The organism is Lactobacillus sp. C449L, assembly GCF_059900815.1.
Window position 1 is genome coordinate 1 of the sequence record NZ_JBWXGA010000105.1, and the last position, 492, is coordinate 492.

The window sequence follows — 492 nt, forward strand, 5'->3', positions numbered from 1 at the left end:
TGTTGGACACGTGGACATTTATAGTCTGGAACAGGGAAATGTCGATATCGAAATGAGTGTACCTTATTGCCACGGAAGAGGAGAATGTGAAAAATTAATAGCCCCGATGCTTTCAGATATATTAGGAGAAACGATTGTAGTCTATTCAGAGGAATGTGCGGCCTATCCGAATGGCCAGTGCCATGCTGTATTCAGGTCTGCGAAAAAATTCACCGTGGAAACTGGCGTCGCTCATGCCGCCAAGGGAGGAGGACTGGTCTCGGGCGATAGTTATACCACGATGGAAATCGGCTGTGGTAAATACGCAATAGCAATCAGCGATGGAATGGGGAATGGTGAGAGAGCCCATTTTGAAAGCACGGAAACACTGAAGCTGCTGCAGAAATTCTTATTATCCGGAATCGAAGAAAAAATTGCGATAAAATCCGTGAACTCAGTGTTGTCATTGCGGACAACGGATGAAATATTCTCAACCCTTGATTTGGCCATGAT

1 protein-coding gene is annotated in these 492 nt (G+C 45.1%); it reads left to right on the top strand.

Annotated features, from left to right (window positions below; translation table 11 throughout):
- A partial coding sequence (locus AC2JF9_RS08525; protein WP_500726913.1) for a SpoIIE family protein phosphatase occupies positions 1-492 on the top strand: 492 nt, incomplete at both ends.